Raw genomic sequence first — 17,668 nt, forward strand, 5'->3', positions numbered from 1 at the left:
CCACAGCTTGCCCAAGCTCTCGATCCGCAATCTTACGGATCCGACAGCTTCACCAAGCTCTCGATCCGCAATCTTGCGGATCCGGCCGTCGGTGGAGCACTGGGCGCCGCGCCTCTCTCTCTGCGCGCTCCGCGCGCCGTCCGCTTCGCGATCTTTTTCGCGTCCTGCACGCAACGCCTCGCCATCGTGGTCGACACCCGTGCTCGCAAGGCGATGGTCACGCTGACTCTCGCCCTCTGCAGTTCCCCTTTCCTGCACACGAGCGAGCCATGCCCACCCCGATTCGTCCGAACGAGATCATCTACAACCCCGAGCCCGTCGTGTTCGGGAGCTACTGCGACGGCGCGCGCCTCCAGGCACGCCACGCGAAGTCCATCGCGGGCACCCTTCGCACCCATGCGCCGCACGACCTCCCGCGCACCGGCTCCGAGCAGCTCGATCGCATCGAGGCGCTCGCGATCTTCGTGGACGACATCCTGACGGAGCGACAGATCGCCGCGACGGTGAAGCCGGCGTTCGAGGACTTCGGCGCCGCGTGGGGCGGGATGAGCGACGCGCTACTCAGCAAGAGCCGTCTGCCGGTCCGCCACAGCCCCAACGCTCCGCGCGCCGTGAAGATGCACACGCAGATCTTCCCGGAAGGTGCCGGCTTCATCCGCTGGGACGCGCACGCCGCGTGGTCGGAGGGCGATCGCGTGCTCCGCGTGATCGCGCAGAAGGATCTGAAGTCCGAGCTCGACGCGCTCATCGGGACCGACTTCCTCCAGGCCGCGAAGAAGGCGACCACCGCGCTCCGCGAAGCGCTCGGTGTCGGCGAGACGCCGCGCGAGACGCCCAGCACCACTCGCCTCCAGCACGCGATGCAACGCTTCTCGCGCGCGCTCGGTCGCTACGCGCGCATCGTCGCGGCCGACGTCGATCTCGACGACGCCGCGTCGGTCGAGCGCTTCCGGAAGGCGGTGATGGTCCCCTTCGATCAGTTCCGCACCCGCCGCACCACCAGCGGTGAGGTCGAGAGCGAAGAGCCGGAGACCGATCCGCCGAGCGAGCCCACGCAGCCCGTCACGCCGACGCCCGGGCCCGCGCTGCCCAGCCCGTTCATCGAGGAGACCTGAACGAGAGAGGCGCGCGTGCCCCACCGGGCCGCGCGCCTCTCGTCGTCTGCGCTCAGCGCCTGCCGCCGGTGGTCGTCCAGGGCGGCGGATCGCTCGCGGGGAACGAGTCGGCGAGGATGCGGTCGATCCGCTCCTCGCGCCGCGCCTCGCTCGCGACGTCGCGCGCCTGCTTCTTCTCGCCTTCGTCGCGCGGAGGGCTCGGCCTCCGCGGTGCGTTGCTGATCCGAGGTTCGACGCCCATCTCGGTCACGTAGTCGCCCCCACCCACGCCTCCAGCCACGGCGCGCGACGCGCGACCTGGAGACGTCCGACGCGCCTCGCGGTCGCGCTCGAGATCTTGGCCGCAGCACGATCGACCGACGCATACGCGTCGGACGTCACGGCGCGCACGACGATCGTCTCCTCACCGGGCGCGCGCGCGACGACGCGACACTCGAGATCCTCGCCGCCCTTCGGCCCGTTCAGATCCGTGAGGTGCACGTCGATGCGATCGACGCGCTCCTGGAACCGGCGGACCGCGAAGCCGATCCGCCGCTCACAGTGCAGCCGCAGCGCCTCGCTGACGTCGACGCCGTGCCCGTGGACCACTACCTCCATGAGTCCTCCTTCTGCCCCCGAGATCCACTCTGGGGAGGCTCGGCGCGCCCGGCCAATACGAAGACCGAGCGGTTCCCATCGAGAAAATCGATGGCGCGGGCCCATGGAGAAAATCGAAGCGCGCGGCGCAGATTATCTGTTGGGCGATGCCGCGCGGCGTCACCAGATGTCCTCCTCGACACCGACGAACCGAGGAGGAGATCGAAGTGAACGTGTGGTCCGAGATGAAGCCGGAGTCGTTCGGCCTAGGCGTGCTCCGTGCGCCGGTGCGCGAGCTCGTCGCGGTGGTCGACGAGGACGCGTGGAGCGCGCGGCGCGTGGAGACGTTGGTGAGGAGGCTGGGCGCTCGCGTGCTCACGTTCGCGTCGCCGCTCGACGCGCTGCGGATGCTCCCGAAGCTCGCGGCCGACGTGCTCGTGGCGCAGCGAGACATGCGGGAGCTCGACGTGCTCGAGCTGCTCGCGCATGCGCGCGCAGCGGGCGCGCGGCGACGCCCGGGGCTCGTGCTGCTCGCCGACGATCCGTCGGTCGTGAGCGCGCCCGAGGTCGCGCTCGCGGATGCGATCACCACGCGTCCGGCGTGTGATCACGATCTGCCGCGCGCGCTGCGGATCGCGCGGCGTCGCCGGCGGCAGGACGCGGGGGGCAGCGCGAGGACGGTGTTGCAATGAAGGCGCGCACGTTCGTGCGAACGCACCTGTTCGGCGACGAGCCCTGGACCGACGGCGAGGCGCGCCCGCGCGAGCTGCTGCTCGCGGCGCTCGGCGCGTGCACGCGCCGGGCGATCGAGGCGCTCGCGAGACGGCGCGCATGGGAGCTCGGCGACGTCGCGATCGAGATCTCGCACGTCGAGCGCGACGGCAGGACGGGCATCGGACGCCTGGTGCACGTCGACGCGACGCTCGACGACGCGCAGCGCGCCGAGCTCGAGCGCGCATGCGAGGACACGCCGGTCACGCGCGTGCTGTCGGAAGGCGCGACGATCACGACCCAGGTGCTGGCAGGGGCGTGACGTCGGGTGGACGAACGAGCGCGACGTTCGCGCCACCACCGCCGCCCGCAGGCTCGTCTTCGAGGTCCGTCGACCCGTCTCGTCCTCTACGCCGACGGCGGGGCGCGGCAGCGATAACTGGCGCAACTCGCCAACGTCGCTATGGGGTGCGCGCAGGCAATCCGCCAATGCCCGTTCTTTGCTGTCGTGCGCCGCCTCATTCTACGGTAGCGAAGACAATCAAGTACGACAGGAGGCACCGTGGCAGAAGACAATAGGCAGAAGAAGGCGGCCGGCTTCATGGCTGGGAAAATGAGCGCCGACGCGTTCGATAGGGCTCTGTCCGCGGGTCAGAAGCCTTTGAGGCGCCGCCTTCGTGGATGGGCGAAGGAGTCGCACGTTGCGGACTGCATCGCGTTCGCTCCGCTGAGCCGCTGCGGCCTCTGGGTCGATTTGCCGAAGCAGATGATCGCAGAGGTCGAAATCGTCGGTGAAGTGACCTGCGAGGAACACACACACGCTGACGTATGGATTGTCCTGGGCGAGGACGATCCGCGGAACGCTGCGATCTCCCAGCTGGTCCAAGCTCTGGCGCGAACCGATGCCGAGCGCGACGCGGCGATACGAGAACATGCTTCCCGTCGAGGGACCGCGGACCGCATGCCGAGCAATGGTTGTCTCGCTGAGGGTGGCACCTGCAAGAACAACGGTTGTCGCGGGGAGTGCAAAGACGACGGCTACGGTGGTTGCGCGTGCGTCCGTTGATGAGCTGTCACGTAGGTCGGACAAGCCCGCGGTAGACACCAGCTTCGCGTCGAGCTCTCTCCGCGCCCTCGAGTCGACGCTGGCTGCCGATTCATGCGGTCGAGCGCTGACGAGACCGCACCGACTCATGCGCTCTTCAAGTGCGCGCGCAAGAACGCCACCTGGTCGCTCACGACCTTCTCGAATGCGTCGCCGTGATAGAGGTCGAAGTGCCCCACCGGGTACGTGCGGACATCGGCGCTCGCCGCGCCCTTCGCTTTCGCGCGGATGAAGTCCGTGGAGACCTCGATGTCGTGCTCCGCCAGGCAGATCAGGATGGGCGCTTTCACGCGCTCGAACGTGCCGCTGCGATAGCGCGGCGCGCCGAGCAAGAAGCGCGCGGCGACGCGGTTCTGCCAGGTCGGGCTCCCCTCCGCGACGCGGCGGAAGCGCGGCGCGAGCTCGGGGTCCGTGAAGAATGCCTCGCCCGGCGCGCCGTACACCGCGAGGTACAGCGGGTCCGCGCCCCGCGCGCGACGCGCGAGGTCGCGCAGCGCCAGCCCGATCAGCCGCAGTGTGATCGCCGCGGTGCGCGCGCGGCTCACTCCGACGCGCTTCCGCTTCTCCTCGACGTTCCCGCCCGACACCGCGTCGAGCGCGGGCATGTTCAAGATCAACGCCGCGACCTCCGGATCACCCGCCGCCGCATCGAGCGCATGGCTCCCGCCGAGCGAGGTGCCCCACAGCGCGACGCGGCGCGGATCGATGCGCGCATCGCGCCGCGCGTGTGCCAGCGCCGCGCGCAGGTCCGCGCGCTGCTCGCCGACGTCGACGATCTGCCGCGGCGCTCCGCCGCTCTCACCGAGATGGCGATAGTCGAACGTCAGCGCCGCGATGCCGGCCCCGGCGAATCGCGCGCCGAAGTCCGGGAGGATCCAGTCGCGTGTGCCCGAGAAGCCGTTGGCGAGCACCACGCAGGGCCAGCGCTCGCCACCACCGTCGGGCCAGTACCAGGTCGCTGCGCAGCGCTCGCCGCGAGACTCGAACGACGTCGGCTCGATGCTCATCGCCGTCTCATACGACGGAGATGAGCCAGCGGCGACGTCGCGCGCGATCAGAACGGATTGCCGCCGCAGCAGCTCGCGCAGTCCTGCCCCTCGCACCAGCCGTTGCGGCAGCGATCGATGATCGTGCACGCGTCGCCGTCGTCGCACGCGCGGCCGTTCTGATCGCGCGAGCACGCCTCGACGTCGACGCGGGTGCGGACCTGGACGCACGCGCCCGCCTGGCAGTGCGTCGACTGGCACGTTCGCTGGCGGCTCGCGTCGTCGTCGCAGTCGTCGCTGTAGTCGCACTCACCGTACGCGCCGCAATTGTCGGGCGCGCACTGGGCTCCTTCCGTCACTCGATTGCACGTCTGAGCGTCGGCGTAGGGCGCGCCCACGACGCACGCGCCTGCCGCGCAGACGCGGGCGCGGCAGGTCCGCGAGCGCGTGCCGAGGTCGTCGCACGCGTGGTCGTACGCGCACTCGGTGAATGCGTCGCACTCGGGGTCACCGCACGAGTCGCCTTCGGTGTCGCGCACGCACTCCTGGGTCTCGGTGCGCTCGGTCACCGAGCACGCGCCGCCCGCGCAGACACTCTCGGCGCAGACGCGCGTCTGCACGCCGGTGGCGTCGCACGCGCCCTCGAACCCGCCGCACTCCGACCACGCGCCGCACCCGGCCGGCGCGCACGCGGTCCCGTCGGTGTCGCGCGTGCACTCCTCGGACTCGATGCGCTCGTCGGGGACACACGCGCCCTGGGTGCACACGAAGCGGCGCGAGTGGCGCTCGCGCGTGCCCGCGACGTCGCACGCCTCGGCGTACTCGCAGTCGCTCCAGTCGCCCTCGGTGGCGGCGGGACAGTCGTCGTCACGCTCGCAGCCGACGCAGAGATCGCGCTGCTCGTCGCACTCGAGCGGCGCCTCGCAGGGATCGCCCGAGTGCACGCACTCGCCGTCGACGCACTCGTCGGTGCCGTTGCAGACGATACCGTCGTCGCACGACGCATCGCGCGCGGTGTTCTCGCATCGGCCGTCGAGGCACACGTCGCGCGTGCACTCGTTGCCGTCGTCGCACTCGCTGCTCGATGCGCACGCCCCGGTGCCGCCGTCCGCGTCGAGATCGCTGTTGTCGGCGGGCCTGCAGCCCGCGACGAGCGCGCAGAGCGCGAGAGAAGAGATCGAGACGAGCGAGAGAGCGCGACCTGTCGTCATTCCGAACGTTCCTGTCCCGACCCCCACGGCCGGGTGCTCGCCCTCTTGGCGACGACCGCCTCGACGCAGCGTCGCGCTCGTGAGCGGCCGCACGCGCGGGCGCGCGACCGACGGAGCGCGCGCGATCACCCCGCGGGATGTTCGCGAGACGGAGCAGACGCGGGTGCCTACGCCGGCGCGCGGACTGCGGGTGCTCTCGTCCGCAGTCCTCGCCGGCGACGAGCGCGCCGAGGGCGGTCGCGCGCGCTGCGTGGCATCTTCCGCGGCGCATGCTGCTGTTCCAGAAGCGCTTCCACGAGGGCCTCACGAGCGGTGCGATCACGCTCACGTTCCGCCGGTGGGACAAGCCGCACGTGAAGGTCGGCGGGCGCTATCGCTGTCATCCGATCGGCGTGCTCGAGGTCGATCGCATCGAGCGCGTGCGGGTCTCCGAGATCACCGAAGCGGACGCGACGCGCGCCGGGTTCGACTCGCGCGACGCATTGATCGAGTACGTGCGGACCGCGCGGGACGCGACGCTCGACGCGACGAGCGAGCTCTATCGCATCGAGCTCCATCACGGCGGTGACGGCGATCGCGTGGAGCTCGCGCTCGAGGCCGAGCCGACACCCGATGAGATCGCGACGATCCGCGCGAAGCTCGCGCGCATGGACGAGGGCGGCCCGTGGACGGCGCGCACGCTCGCGCTGATCGAGAAGCACCCGCGCGTCGCGGCGTCGCAGCTCGCGAAGAAGCTCCGGCGAGAGACGCTGCCGTTCAAGACCGACGTGCGGAAGCTGAAGAAGCTCGGGCTCACCCAGAGCTTCGAGGTCGGATACGAGATCTCGCCGCGCGGGCGCGCGTACCTCGCGGCGACGCGCCCTCGCCGGAAGAAGTGAACGCCGTAGCACCGAATGGTAGAGTCGCGGCCCACTCGCCGTCATCGATGACTTCGGATCCTCACGAGCTGCTGACACGGATCGAAGAGCACGCTCGCGCGGCGCTCGACGGTCGTACCGAGGCATCGGCGGCGCTGGAGGCGATCGCCCGGCTCGCTTCGCAGTCCACGCCAGTCGCGAAGCGGGACCACGACCGCGAGAGCTCGAGCGTCCTCAAGAACATCATCGACCACATTCCGTACGTCGTGTTCTGGAAGGACGTCCGCTCCGTCTATCTCGGATGCAACGCGGCGCTGGCGCGGATCGGAGGCCTCGCGAGCCCCGACGACATCGTGGGTCGCGACGACTTCTCGATGCCGTGGACGAGGGAAGAGGCCGAGTTCTTCCGCTCCGTCGATCGCCGTGTGATGGAGTCGGGCGAGGCCGAGCTCGACATCGAAGAGACGCAGGTCCAGGCCGATGGCCGTCAGCGCGTGATTCTGACGAGCAAGGTCCCGCTGCGCGACGAGTCCAATCGGATCATCGGCATCCTCGGAATCTTCACCGACATCACCGAGCAAAAAGAGCTCGAGCAACAGCTCCGCCAGGCGAAGGACGCCGCCGAGGTCTCGGCGCGCGCGAAGTCCGACTTCCTCGCGGTCGTGAGCCACGAGCTGCGCACTCCGCTCACGCTCATCCTCAGCCCGCTCGAGTCGCTGCTGTCCGAGGCGCGAGGGGAGCTGCCGGCGCGGGTCGTCGACACGCTGGAGAGCGTCCATCGGAACGCGCAGCGCCTGCGGATCCTCACCGAGGACATCCTCGAGTTCAGCCGACGAGAAGCCGGGCACCTCGCGCTCGATCCACGACCTCTCGACGTCGCGGCGCACGTCGGACAGCTCGTGCTCGATCTCGCGCCCGCCGCCGCTGCGCGTGGGCTCGAGCTCCGCGCGACGACGCTCGATCCGGCGCTCGGCGTCGCGCTCGTCGACATCGCGAAGCTCGACAAGATCCTGATCAACCTGCTCGGGAACGCGCTGAAGTTCACGCCCGCAGGCGGCGAGATCACCGTGTCGGCAGCGCTCGTCGACGAGACGATCGTGCTCGCCGTGCGCGACACCGGCATCGGCATCGACCCCGCCGATCACGAGCGCGTGTTCCGGCGCTTCGAGCAGATCGAAGGCGGCTCGGCGCGCGCGCACGGAGGAGTCGGGCTCGGGCTCTCGTTGGTGAAGGGGCTCGTCGACTCGATGGACGGATCAATCTCCGTCGAGAGCGAGCTCGGCCGAGGCGCGACGTTCACCGTGCGCATCCCGCGGCGCGCGGCCGATCGCGGCGCGCGCTCTCCGGTGCGCGATCTCGATCTCACGCCGCGCGCGCTGATCGTGGACGCGCCCGCCGACTCGCCTGCGTCGCCGACTTCCGCGCGCGCACCGGCGGACGCGGCGCGCGTCGTCGTGGCGGAGGACAGCAGCGATCTGCGGCAGTACCTCACGCAGCTCTTGAGCGCGGAGTTCCAGGTCGTCGCGGTCGCGAACGGACAGCTCGCGTACGAGGTGATCCGCGAGCTGAAGCCCGACGTCGTCGTGTCCGACGTGATGATGCCCGTGATGGATGGCTTCGAGCTCGTCCGACGGCTCAAGGCCGACCCCGCGCTCGCGACGATCCCCGTCGTGCTCCTCACCGCGCGCGCGGGCGCCGAAGCGGCCGCGGACGGGCTCGATCGCGGCGCCGACGACTATCTGAGCAAGCCGTTCAGCCCGCTCGATCTGCTGGCGAGGGTCCGATCCGCGCACCGCATGAAGGTGCTGCGCGATCGTCTGCTCGAGGCACATCGCCGCGCGGCCGACGCAGAGCGCGAGGAGACGCTGCGCGACACGCGCGCGGCGCTCGCCGAGCTCGGCAAGGTCGCGAGCCTCGGAGAGATGGCGGCCGCGATCGCGCACGAGCTCAATCAGCCGCTGGCGGGCGTGGGCCTCAGCGCGCGCGCGCTCATGCGGTGGCTGCGCGCCGAGCGGCCCGACATGGACGAAGTGCAGGCGGCCGCGGATCGGATCGTGCGCGACGTGAAGCGCGCGGCCGACGTCGTCACGCGCATCCGCGAGCTCTTCGGCAATTCCTCGGGCGCGAAGGTGCCCGTCGACGTGAACGACGCGGTGACCGAGGTCATCGCGTTGACGCGGGACCGCATGCGCGATGCGGGGGCGTCGATCCGAGCGGAGCTCGCGCCGGATCTACCGCCCGCGCTCGGCGATCGCGTGCAGCTCCAGCAGGTCATCGTGAACCTCGTGATCAACGCGGCGGACGCGATGCGCGACGTCAGCGATCGTCCGCGCGAGGTTCGGCTCCGGACGCAGCTCGAGGCAGGGCGGGTTCGAGTCGACGTGAGCGACGTCGGCGTCGGCGTGTCGGACGACGACAAGGATCGCATCTTCAACGCCTTCCACACGACGAAGGCCGGCGGGATGGGGATCGGGTTGTCCATCTGCAAGACGATCGTCGAGAGCCACGGCGGAAGGCTCGTGGTGTCGAGCCACGACGGACCGGGCTCCACGTTCCACTTCGCGCTTCCGCTCTTCCAGCCGGAATGACGCTCGCGCGAGCGCGCGCACCTCGAGGTCAGGGCTCGCAGTCGGGCGCGGGTCCCGGCGACTCGAGCCCGAACACGTGACGGTCGAACGTGCGGAGGATCTCCGTCGAGCGCGACGCGCAGTAGAGCGCCGTGCGGAGCTCTTCGGTCGTGTAGTCGCGCCCGTGGCGTGCGACGAAGAATTCGCGGAGGAGCTGGTGCAGCGGCGCCGCGCCCAGCTCGTTCGCCCACGCGCGGAAGAGATCCGCGCCGAGGAAGTAGTGGTCGTCGTCGGCCCAGCCGCGCACCCAGCCCGTGCCCTCGAGCCGCGTCGGCGGTCGATCTCCGAGCGGCCTCGGCTCGACGTAGTTCTCGTAGTAGGTGACGAGCGCCTCGTCGATCCAGTTGTGCCGAGCGCGACGCGGGTACGCGCCGCGTCCGATCCACGAGTGCATGAGCTCGTGGCGCAGCAGGCGCGGCACGGTGAGCGTCGCGCCCGCGTGCTCCATCCCGTAGCTCTCGGGCGTGATCACCGCGAGGAACGCGGGGTGCGGATAGGGCCCGAGGAAGCGCTCGAAGTCCGGGATCGAGGCGACCACCTCGTCGGCGAGCGGCTCGATCGCCTCCGTGTGATCGGGCATCGCGACGACGGTGATCGCGACGTCGCCGACCGACCTCTCGACGACGCGCATGCCCTCGGACGGCGCGAGATACCAGAAGTGCGAGCTCGAGCGGAACGTCGCGGGATATCGAACGGTCCAGTCGTTCTCCGCCGACGTCTCGATCTCGCCGTTGGCGAACAAGCGGTGCGGCGCGCCCCCGACGACGACGAAGCGGATCGTCGACTCGAACGCGTCGTGCACCAGGCTCGCGGGCAGCCAGCTCTCCAGGTACATGCCCGGGCGCTGATCGGACATCCGGGGCGCCCAGATCACCGTGTCCGCCTCGGCGTCGAAGCGCGGCACGCGACGCGGCGCATCCGTCGCGCCGGCGGGGGTCGGCGCGAGCTCGTAGCGCGCGGTGACGACGTGCGTGCTGCACGGCGACACGGGCAAGAGCCTGATCGTCGACGGCGTGCTGCCGGGCAGCGTGGCGGTGCCGATCGCGTCGCCGGCGATCGTGGCTCCATCGACCTCGAGCTCGGCGGGCTGCTGGAGGAGATCGAACACGATCGGGTCCGCGCTGGGGCCGGTGCGGATCGTCCAGGTCACGTCGGCCGTCGTGCGCTGCGCCGCCACGTCGAACGTGAAGACGGCGTCGAGCGACGCGACGTCGGCCCACGCCGAAGACGGCGTCGTGCCGGGCGGCTCGAGATCGAACAGCTCGGCGCACGCCGGTGGGCCGCCGTCGGTCCCCGCATCGACGCTCTGGGAGCCCGCGTCGGGCGTGCCGCTATCGGGCGCGCCCGCGTCGACCGCGGTGCTCGGCTCGTCGCCGCAACCGGCGAGGAGCAGCAGCGCGAGCGTCGCGAGTGGTGCCGCGCCGCGGCGACGGTTCGATCGACGAATCGAGCGTTCGAGTCGGTGAGCACGCATATGTGATTGGAGATCACCGCTTCGTCACCGAGTGGTCAAGATCCGATCACGTTCGCCCGCGTGCAGAGGACGAGTGATGGAGGACGAGACGACGTACCGTCGGTCCTGCGCAGGAGCGCGGTGAACGTCGACTGCATCGCGGCGAGCGCTGCAGCTCGACACCGAACGAGCGAGCAGACTCGAGCGCTCCGACTCACCACGACACGACTCGAATCAATCGAGCATCGCAGTCGCTCAGCGCAAGAGTCGGAGCCTCGAACACCGATGCTCGCGAAGCGGATCTCGCGTTTCCGAAAATTCCGCGCACAGCGCGCCCTGATCACGCGCGCAGCGCGCCCGACGAAGACGTCCCAGAAAACAGGACCACGTCCGTCACGACTACGCGCTTTCCAGTGAAAGCGCGCATTCGAGCGACAGTGTCAATCACCACGAAACCGTGGTGACACGAGCAAAAACGGATGTGAGGAATCTCGTCGCTCGATGAAATGCATACCGTTAGTGAGTCGCGAGCTCGAATGCGACACCTCGTCAATCTCACGAGCACACTGACGTCGATCGCAGTCCATGCGACGGGAGTCGTGGCGGCAATCTGGCTTTCGACTGGAATCCAGACGTCACCTCCTCTGGATGAGCCGGTCACACTGACATTCTTCGATCCCAGCCCACCGCCGCCTCCACCACCGCCGCCCGGAGGATCTCCAGCACCGCAGTCGACGGTGAGCGCAGCGCCGCAGACGCCGCGACCGGTGCGACCGCGGCGAGCCCCCGACGAGCTCGTCGCGCCGAGCGAGACGCCCGCCGAGCCGCAGCCCGCGGAGCCCGAGCCCGTCGTCGACGCGCCGGTCGAGACTCTCGCGAGCACGGAGGAAATCGGGCCTGCCGAGGGCGGCGCGGCGGGCGGCGTGCCCGGCGGAACGCCCGGCGGTGTCGCGGGCGGCGTCGTCGGAGGCGTGCACGGCGGGCAGCTCGGAGGCGTGGTCGGAGGAGCGGGCACGGGGCCCGTCACGCCCGTCTTCATGCCGAGCGACATGACTCCGCCGCGCCTCGTCTCGGGCGAGCAGCCGGGGCACACGCCGCAGGCGCTGAGCGCGCGTGTGGAAGGGACGATGATCCTGCGCATCGCCATTCGTCCCGACGGGACGGTGGGAGAGGTGCAGGTCGTGCGCGGACTGGCGCTCTTGACCGAGCACGTGGTCGCGACGGTGTCGCGGTGGCGCTTCTCGCCGCCGGTGTACCAGGGCCGTCCGATCTCGATCTACCTCACTCAACGTCTTCGATTCGAGATCACCGGGAGATAACCGTGGAAATGGGATTCGCCGAAATCTGGGAGACGATGGGGCCGGTCGCGAAAGCGGTCATGGTCTCTCTCCTCCTGATGTCCGTCGTCGTCATGTCGATCACGATCCAGCGCGCGATCGCGCTGCTGGGGCTACGCCGCGCGAGCGGCGGATACGAAGCGCAGGTGAAGCCGCTCCTCGCGCGGGGCCAGCTCGACGAGGCCGCGACGGTGCGCGCCGCGCGCCCGAGCCCGATCGGCAACGTGATCGAGGCGGGCCTCTCCGAGTACGTCGACACGCGCGCCGACGCGCCCTCGACGACCGAATTGATCGACGTCGTGAGGTCGCGCCTCGAACAGACGGTCGGGCGCGAGATGGATCAGCTCCGGAAGGGGCTCGGAGCGCTCGCGACGATCGGATCGATCGCGCCGTTCGTCGGGCTCTTCGGCACGGTCGCGGGCATCGTCACGTCGTTCGAGGGCATCGCGGCCACGGGAGGCGGCGGGCTCACCGCGGTGTCCGCGGGCATCGCGGAGGCGCTCGTCGCGACGGCGCTGGGGATCCTCGTCGCGATCCCGGCGGTGGTGTTCTTCAATTACTTCTCGGCGAAGCTGCGCGCGATCGAGTCGTCGCTCGAGGACGCGTCGAGCCTGCTGATCAACGGCGTGCGCAAGGCCGGCTGGATCGAGGGCCGCTCACTTACGGAAGCGGCCGAATGAGACCCCGCGCCGACGAGCCGCGTCCGGAGATCAACATCACTCCACTCGTGGACGTGGTCCTCGTCCTCCTGATCATCTTCATGGTCGTCACGCCGTATCTCGAGAACGGCGTCGAGCTCGAGCTGCCCGACGCGGATCACTCCGAGACCGCCGATCAGACCGACGAAGCGCTCTCGATCTCGATCACGCGCGACGGACGCACGTTCCTCGGGCGCGACGAGGTGTCCGAGGCGCAGCTCCACGCGGCGGTCGACGGTCACCTGCGGCAGTCGCAGAGCGCGCCGATCCTGGTGCGCGCGGACGAGCAAGTGGCCTATCGCAGCGTGCGCGAGGTGTTCGAGTCCTTGCGTGCCCGCGGCGCGCGCGCGGTCGCCCTCGCGACCGACGGGCAGGGAGCCGACTGATGGGGATGTCGATGCAGTCGGGGGGCGGGCGCCGCGGCGAGCCGACGCCCGACATCAACATCACGCCGCTGGTCGACGTCGTCCTCGTGCTGCTGATCATCTTCATGGTGATCGCGCCGATGCTCACGCCGGATCTCGACGTGACCCTGCCGAGCGAGCCGACCGATCACGGGCCGCCGCCCGACGCCAATCCGATCGTGGTCGAAGTGACGGAGTCGGGCGCGCTCGAGATCGACGGACAGCCCGTCGCGCGTGAGGCCGCGACGTCGACGCTGCGCGGACTGCTGGGCGCGGCACGCGAGAAGACGGTGTTCGTGCGCGTGCACGACGACGCGATGTTCCGTGACGCGATCGCCGCGATGGACATCGCCCGCGGGGCGGGCGCCGAGCAGGTCGGCACGGTGCTCGATCGTCCCGCCGCCGTCGCCGGCGACACGCACTGATTCCGAAGCGCGCGCGAGTCGCGCGATCCGAGAGAGATCCCGTCCAGCTCGATTCCCGCACTCGGGGCTCGGGTCGAAGGAGGCGTGTGCCCGGAAGTCCGCTCGGGGGCGCGTCGCCGCCGACTCACGCCCTCGACGTGCCTTCACCCCGGAGCCAATCGTGAACAGTGAATCCTCGAGTCGACGCACGGAGCAACTCCTGCTCTGTGCGCTCGTCGCATCGTCGTACGTGGCCGCCCACGCGCTCGACCCCGGTCCAGCGCTCGCCCAGCGCACGGGAGGCAGCATCCGCGGCCGCGTGCTGCGCGCCGGCGACGAGGCCGCGGTGGCCGACGTCGTCGTCTATGCGGTCAGCCCGAGCCTGCAGGGCGAGCAGATCGCAGTGACGGAGTCGGACGGCACGTTCACGTTCACGCTCCTGCCGCCCGGCGCGTACGTGCTGCGATTCGAGGGAGACGGCTATCGCCCCGCGAGCGTGCCCGACGTCGAGGTCCGGCTCGGACAGACGACGCCCGTGCGGCTCGGGCTCGTGCCGACGAGCATCGAGGCCGAGGAGATCGTCGTGCAGAGCGAGGCGCCGACGATCAGCCGCGGCTCCGCGCAGACGAGCGCGAGCCTCGACGACGATCTGCTGCGCATCGCGCCTCAGCCGCGCCGCTTCAGCGACGCGATCGAGCAGGTCGCGCCGGGCACGACGGTCGAGCCGCGCGGCTCCGCGCGAGGCATCTCGGTGCTGGGCGCCACCGGCCTCGAGAACGCGTACATCATCGACGGGCTCAACGTGACGGGCGTCGGGTTCGGGAACGAGCCGGTCGCGCTGCCGCCCGACTTCTTCGAAGCGATCGAGCTCAAGATCGGCGGGTATATGCCCGAGTTCGGTCGCTCGACGGGCGGTATCTTCAATCTGTCGCTGCGCCGCGGAGGCAACGACTTCCACGGCAGCGTGTTCGGCAATTTCAGGCCGGGGTTCCTCCAAGCGGATCGCCTGGGTGTCTATCGCGCGGGCGAGTCCATCCTGAGGCAGGACAGCCTGCTGATGGACATGGACTTCGGCGGGAGCCTGGGCGGTCCGATCATCCGCGATCGCCTCTGGTTCTTCGTCGGCTTCAACCCGCAGATGACCTTCACCGACGTGCACCGCATCGCGCAGGCGCGCATCGACGAGGTCACGCAGGACGAGCAGGGCAACGTGACCGCGGAGACGCCGGACGGACTGCCGGACATCGCGCCGGGCAATCCGGCGGATCAGCGGTTCCGCGAGGTCGGCCGGCGCACGCTCGGTCGCGAGGTGATCACGTACAACGTCGTGGGGCGCCTGACGTTCGCGCTCGACGCGGAGAGCACGCTCTCGCTCTCGTACATCGGAAATCCGGGGAGCATCTCGGGGGTGCGGCGCGCCGTCGGGGAGTCGCGCAGCGCGAACGGTGTCAGTGGCTCCGCGGACTACTACCTCGGTGAGCGCGAGGTCGGCACGCACAACCTCGTGCTCAACTACCAGGGTCATTTCCTCGATCGCAGCCTTCAGGTCGAGGCGTTCGCGGGGATGCACACCGAGCGCGACGTGATCCGTCCGCGCGTCGACTCCGCGACGTTTCAGAACGTCGGATTCGAGGTCTCGCTCGACGACTACGAGCCGGGCGCGTGCCCCGACGATCCGTCCACTCCGTTCGTCGACTGCCCCGTGCGCGACTACATCTTCGGCGGCACCGGCAGCTGGTTCGACGAGACGACCGATCGCTACACCGCGGGCCTCCGGCTCACGCACCTGCTCGCAGGCCACCAGATCCGCTACGGCGTCGACGTCGAGTACAAGCGTTATGCGTCGACGCGCGGCTATTCGGGCGGCTCTTTCGAGCAGCACTTCGCTGCCGATCCGTTCGACGCGGAGGGCGGCGCCAATTGGCAGCGTCAGTACTACGCGCGACAGGACGAAGGCGGGCCTCATCTGTACGGCGTCGACGGCAATGCGCCGTTCAGCGCGGTCGCGAGCACGGTGACGCTCTCCGCGTTCCTCCAGGACGTCTGGGAGGTCGACGAGCACCTCACGGTCAGCGGCGGTCTGCGCTGGGACTACGAGATGATCATGGACTCGGAGGGGCGCCCCGGGATCACGATCCCCGACGAGATCGCGCCCCGGCTCGGCGTGACCGTCGATCCGACGGGCGTCGGCCGCAGCCGCATCTTCGCGTCGTACGGTTGGTTCTACGAGTCCGTCCCGCTCGACATCAACCAGCGCGCGTTCTCCGCCGAAGGCACCGCGCTCTACGACATCGGCGCGGACGGGCAGCCCGTCGGCGAGCCGCACGTGCTCGGCGGCGCGAACGCCGCGACCGTCAATCAGCTCCAGGGCCAGTACCACTCGGAGATCATCCTCGGCGCGGAGTACGAGCTGATTCCGCACCTCGTCGTCGGCGCGCAGGCCACGTATCGCAACCTCGAGCGCGCGATCGAGGACATCTCGCCCGATGACGGACAGCACTACTTCATCGCGAACCCCGGCGTGAACGACTGCGATGTTCCCGAGGAGTACCGCGAGCCGCTCTCCGCCGCGTGCGCAGGCCCGGACGGCAGCTACGACCCGACGAGCACGGTCTTCAGCTCGCCGGTTCGGCGCTATTACGGCGTCAGCTTCACGCTGCGAAAGGACTTCTCCGATCACTGGATGATGCGCGCCTCGTACACGCTGTCGCGCGCCGAGGGCAACTACACCGGTCTGTTCGCGGCCGACAACGGCCAGGCGGATCCGAACATCAGCAGCCAGTACGATCTGCCGAGCCTCGTCTACAACCGCATGGGGCCGCTCCCCAACGACCGCACGCACGTCATCCGCGTCAGCGGTGGATACGAGCTCGGCGGTCTGATGCCGGAGCTGAGCGGGCTCACCGTCGGGCTCCAGTACATCGGGCGCAGCGGCACGCCGCTGAGCTACCTCGGGCGCCACGAGCTCTACGGGCGTCGTGAGGTGTTCATCCTGCCGCGCGGCGCGGCGGGACGGACTCCGTTCACCCATCAGGTCGACATGTCGGTCGGCTACGACATCCCGCTGACGCAGGGCATGGCGCTCAACCTGAGCGCGACCGTGTTCAACCTCTTCAATTTCCAGGAGGCGACCGAGCTCGATCAGGAATACACGACGGGTGTCGCCCAGCCGAACCGCACGCCGGGCGCGTCGATCGACGACGTCGAGGTCTCGAGCGTCAATCCCACCTTCGGACAGGCGCGACTGCGCCAAGAGCCGCTGCGCGTCCAGCTCAGCGCCCGACTGACCTTCTGAGGCGGAGAGAGACCATGCGACTTCGTCGAATGATGGATGTGCTCGGTGTGCTGCTGTGCGTCGGCGCGAGTGGGAGCGTCGCGCGCGCCCAAGAGTCGGGGGAGGCGCCGAGGCCTCCGGTGACGATCGATGACGAGCCGTGGATGGGCACGGTGGACATCGGGATCGAGGGCGTGGTGAACGCGCCGATGAGCCGGCTGTTCTATCCGGGCGGCAGTCTCGGCGTGGGCGTCTATCGCTCGCTCGCCGACGGTGTGGCCCTCGGCGCGCGGCTCCGCGCGGGGTTCCTGGCCGAAGGCCAGCGCATCCACGCGGAGGCCGAGCACCCGGGCGTGCTCGACTACGTGATGCTCAGCGCGGTGGTGCGACTGCGCCCGTTCCCCTCGGCGGTGGCCGATCCGCTGCGGCGCGCGACGGGCCTCTACGTCGAGCTCGCGCCGTCGATCGCAGTCGCCGACGAGCAGCTCGTGGGCGCGTACTGGATCTCGGCGGGATACGGCTTCGACGCGGGCCCCGTCACGATCGGTCCGAGCCTGCGATTCACGCACTTCATCCAGTCGGGCGCTCAATTCGAGCGCTTCGGCGATGACCAGGTGCTCACGCTGACGGGCGGCATCGAGATCGGATTCGCGGATCGAGCACGCGAGAGCCTCGTGGTCGCGCCCCCCGAGGTCGTCGAGGAGCCGATCGCGATGGAGCCGGCCGTCACGCCGATCGAGGAGGCGCCCGCGATCGTCGAGGAGCCGATCGCGCCGGTGGAGCTGCCGGCCGAGACGGTCGCGCCGGCCGAGACGGTCGCGCCGCCCGAGGTCGAGAGCGCGCCGGAGGCACCGCCCGTCGAAGCGCCGCCGCCCGCGGAGTGAGCGGATGAGCAAAGGAGCGCGCGTGT

17 protein-coding genes are annotated in these 17,668 nt (G+C 69.9%); 12 read left to right on the top strand and 5 right to left on the bottom strand.

All coding sequences use genetic code 11. The annotated features are described in order from the left end of the window. Positions 1 to 269 precede the first annotated feature (269 nt). Complete coding sequence (locus DB32_RS34235; RefSeq protein WP_053236864.1) at positions 270 to 1,115, top strand: hypothetical protein; 846 nt, start codon at positions 270 to 272, stop codon at positions 1,113 to 1,115. Positions 1,116 to 1,167: 52 nt separating this feature from the next. Here DB32_RS34235 and DB32_RS34240 read toward each other — a convergent pair whose 3' ends face one another. Then, entirely contained in the window at positions 1,168 to 1,356 is a 189-nt protein-coding gene (locus tag DB32_RS34240) for a hypothetical protein (RefSeq protein ID WP_157069724.1), read from the bottom strand. A 5-nt stretch (positions 1,357 to 1,361) separates the two neighbouring features. Further along, entirely contained in the window at positions 1,362 to 1,712 is a 351-nt protein-coding gene (locus tag DB32_RS34245; protein ID WP_169791650.1) for an HPF/RaiA family ribosome-associated protein, read from the bottom strand. A 206-nt stretch (positions 1,713 to 1,918) separates the two neighbouring features. On the opposite strand from DB32_RS34245, the gene DB32_RS34250 reads away from it, so the two are divergent. The 3 genes from DB32_RS34250 (at position 1,919) to DB32_RS47475 (ending at position 3,468) form a co-directional block, all read left to right on the top strand. Then, positions 1,919 to 2,383, top strand: coding sequence for a response regulator (locus tag DB32_RS34250; protein WP_053236867.1), 465 nt, complete (start codon positions 1,919 to 1,921; stop codon positions 2,381 to 2,383). After that, positions 2,380 to 2,724, top strand: a complete 345-nt coding sequence (locus DB32_RS34255; protein WP_053236868.1) for an OsmC family protein — start codon at positions 2,380 to 2,382, stop codon at positions 2,722 to 2,724. The genes DB32_RS34250 and DB32_RS34255 overlap by 4 nt, the downstream gene beginning before the upstream one ends. 240 nt (positions 2,725 to 2,964) lie before the next feature. Beyond that, positions 2,965 to 3,468 carry a hypothetical protein gene (locus tag DB32_RS47475; protein WP_157069725.1) on the top strand — a complete coding sequence of 168 codons (504 nt, stop codon included), beginning with the start codon at positions 2,965 to 2,967 and terminating at the stop codon, positions 3,466 to 3,468. Between the two features lie 125 nt (positions 3,469 to 3,593). On the opposite strand, the gene DB32_RS34260 is transcribed toward DB32_RS47475, so the two are convergent. Further along, positions 3,594 to 4,514, bottom strand: a complete 921-nt coding sequence (locus DB32_RS34260; RefSeq protein WP_053236869.1) for an alpha/beta hydrolase — start codon at positions 4,512 to 4,514, stop codon at positions 3,594 to 3,596. A gap of 47 nt (positions 4,515 to 4,561) precedes the next feature. Then, the gene (locus DB32_RS34265; RefSeq protein ID WP_157069726.1) at positions 4,562 to 5,704 is read right to left on the bottom strand and encodes a hypothetical protein; all 1,143 of its coding nucleotides are present in this window, start codon (positions 5,702 to 5,704) and stop codon (positions 4,562 to 4,564) included. A 269-nt stretch (positions 5,705 to 5,973) separates the two neighbouring features. Between DB32_RS34265 and DB32_RS34270 the strand changes: the two genes are divergently transcribed. Together DB32_RS34270 and DB32_RS34275 are read left to right on the top strand one after the other, a co-directional pair. Then, complete coding sequence (locus DB32_RS34270; protein WP_053236871.1) at positions 5,974 to 6,582, top strand: ASCH domain-containing protein; 609 nt, start codon at positions 5,974 to 5,976, stop codon at positions 6,580 to 6,582. 47 nt (positions 6,583 to 6,629) lie between these two features. Next, on the top strand, positions 6,630 to 9,149 hold the full coding sequence (locus DB32_RS34275) for an ATP-binding protein (protein ID WP_053236872.1): 2,520 nt from the start codon (positions 6,630 to 6,632) through the stop codon (positions 9,147 to 9,149). Between the two features lie 28 nt (positions 9,150 to 9,177). Here DB32_RS34275 and DB32_RS34280 read toward each other — a convergent pair whose 3' ends face one another. Further along, entirely contained in the window at positions 9,178 to 10,662 is a 1,485-nt protein-coding gene (locus tag DB32_RS34280; protein WP_053236873.1) for a M1 aminopeptidase family protein, read from the bottom strand. A 746-nt stretch (positions 10,663 to 11,408) separates the two neighbouring features. Here DB32_RS34280 and DB32_RS34285 point away from each other — a divergent pair. The 6 genes from DB32_RS34285 (at position 11,409) to DB32_RS34310 (ending at position 17,642) form a co-directional block, all read left to right on the top strand. Then, entirely contained in the window at positions 11,409 to 11,960 is a 552-nt protein-coding gene (locus DB32_RS34285) for an energy transducer TonB (RefSeq protein ID WP_157069727.1), read from the top strand. 8 nt (positions 11,961 to 11,968) lie between these two features. Continuing rightward, positions 11,969 to 12,658, top strand: a complete 690-nt coding sequence (locus DB32_RS34290; RefSeq protein WP_053236875.1) for a MotA/TolQ/ExbB proton channel family protein — start codon at positions 11,969 to 11,971, stop codon at positions 12,656 to 12,658. Continuing rightward, positions 12,655 to 13,062, top strand: a complete 408-nt coding sequence (locus tag DB32_RS34295) for an ExbD/TolR family protein (RefSeq protein WP_075097695.1) — start codon at positions 12,655 to 12,657, stop codon at positions 13,060 to 13,062. The genes DB32_RS34290 and DB32_RS34295 overlap by 4 nt, the downstream gene beginning before the upstream one ends. Next, a complete protein-coding gene (locus DB32_RS34300; protein ID WP_053236877.1) occupies positions 13,062 to 13,505 on the top strand; it encodes an ExbD/TolR family protein in 444 nt (147 codons plus the stop codon). Before DB32_RS34295 ends, DB32_RS34300 begins: the two co-directional genes overlap by 1 nt. A 229-nt stretch (positions 13,506 to 13,734) precedes the next feature. Further along, positions 13,735 to 16,779 (top strand): TonB-dependent receptor, encoded by a 3,045-nt coding sequence (locus DB32_RS34305; protein ID WP_053236878.1) that lies wholly within the window; start codon positions 13,735 to 13,737, stop codon positions 16,777 to 16,779. 14 nt (positions 16,780 to 16,793) lie between these two features. Then, positions 16,794 to 17,642 carry a hypothetical protein gene (locus DB32_RS34310; RefSeq protein WP_157069728.1) on the top strand — a complete coding sequence of 283 codons (849 nt, stop codon included), beginning with the start codon at positions 16,794 to 16,796 and terminating at the stop codon, positions 17,640 to 17,642. The last annotated feature ends 26 nt before the right edge of the window (positions 17,643 to 17,668 follow it).

Source organism: Sandaracinus amylolyticus, from assembly GCF_000737325.1.
GTDB classification, from domain to species: Bacteria; Myxococcota_A; Polyangia; order Polyangiales; family Sandaracinaceae; genus Sandaracinus; species Sandaracinus amylolyticus.

Excerpts from the sequence above, each read along its gene's own strand:
- DB32_RS34235 (WP_053236864.1), top strand. The coding sequence starts at position 270 with ATGCCCACCCCGATTCGTCCGAACGAGATCATCTACAACCCCGAGCCC.
- DB32_RS34240 (WP_157069724.1), bottom strand. The coding sequence starts at position 1,356 with ATGGGCGTCGAACCTCGGATCAGCAACGCACCGCGGAGGCCGAGCCCT.
- DB32_RS34245 (WP_169791650.1), bottom strand. The coding sequence starts at position 1,712 with ATGGAGGTAGTGGTCCACGGGCACGGCGTCGACGTCAGCGAGGCGCTG.
- DB32_RS34255 (WP_053236868.1), top strand. The coding sequence starts at position 2,380 with ATGAAGGCGCGCACGTTCGTGCGAACGCACCTGTTCGGCGACGAGCCC.
- DB32_RS34260 (WP_053236869.1), bottom strand. The coding sequence starts at position 4,514 with ATGAGCATCGAGCCGACGTCGTTCGAGTCTCGCGGCGAGCGCTGCGCA.
- DB32_RS34265 (WP_157069726.1), bottom strand. The coding sequence starts at position 5,704 with ATGACGACAGGTCGCGCTCTCTCGCTCGTCTCGATCTCTTCTCTCGCG.
- DB32_RS34270 (WP_053236871.1), top strand. The coding sequence starts at position 5,974 with ATGCTGCTGTTCCAGAAGCGCTTCCACGAGGGCCTCACGAGCGGTGCG.
- DB32_RS34275 (WP_053236872.1), top strand. The coding sequence starts at position 6,630 with ATGACTTCGGATCCTCACGAGCTGCTGACACGGATCGAAGAGCACGCT.
- DB32_RS34280 (WP_053236873.1), bottom strand. The coding sequence starts at position 10,662 with ATGCGTGCTCACCGACTCGAACGCTCGATTCGTCGATCGAACCGTCGC.
- DB32_RS34290 (WP_053236875.1), top strand. The coding sequence starts at position 11,969 with ATGGGATTCGCCGAAATCTGGGAGACGATGGGGCCGGTCGCGAAAGCG.
- DB32_RS34295 (WP_075097695.1), top strand. The coding sequence starts at position 12,655 with ATGAGACCCCGCGCCGACGAGCCGCGTCCGGAGATCAACATCACTCCA.
- DB32_RS34300 (WP_053236877.1), top strand. The coding sequence starts at position 13,062 with ATGGGGATGTCGATGCAGTCGGGGGGCGGGCGCCGCGGCGAGCCGACG.
- DB32_RS34310 (WP_157069728.1), top strand. The coding sequence starts at position 16,794 with ATGCGACTTCGTCGAATGATGGATGTGCTCGGTGTGCTGCTGTGCGTC.